The following is a 363-nucleotide window of genomic DNA, read 5'->3' on the forward strand; positions in this document are numbered from 1 at the left end:
TGAATACTGTTTTGTACCTGCTAAAGTTCCAGCCTTTGCTTTGGTATTCCAATTTGAAAGAGTTTGCATTGAAATGCTAAGTTGTCTAGCTGTTTCCGAGACATTGAACCGTACCGGGTTTGTCGGAGACTTTTTTATTTAAGTTAGGCCACCTGACCTAACGGGTTAATCTTATCATAGTACATTGCTTTAAACTCAAAAGGCGATACATAACCCAGTGCACTGTGTACACGCTTTTTATTGAACCAATCTACCCAGTTTAGTGTCGCAAGTTGTACATCTGCTAAACCTTGCCAATCTGCTTTTAAATATTCAATCACCTCTGTTTTGTATAAGCCATTCACCGTTTCAGCCAAAGCATTA

Annotated in this window: 1 protein-coding gene; it reads right to left on the bottom strand. The window is 38.8% G+C overall.

Going from position 1 to position 363, the window contains the following annotated elements; translation table 11 throughout:
* Window positions 1-143: 143 nt before the first annotated feature.
* Window positions 144-363: integrase core domain-containing protein (locus ACG9ZB_RS16770; protein WP_419326805.1), on the bottom strand; the 220-nt coding region annotated here is incomplete at its 5' end.

It is taken from the genome of Acinetobacter johnsonii (assembly GCF_048551975.1).
Lineage (GTDB): Bacteria > Pseudomonadota > Gammaproteobacteria > Pseudomonadales > Moraxellaceae > Acinetobacter > Acinetobacter johnsonii_A.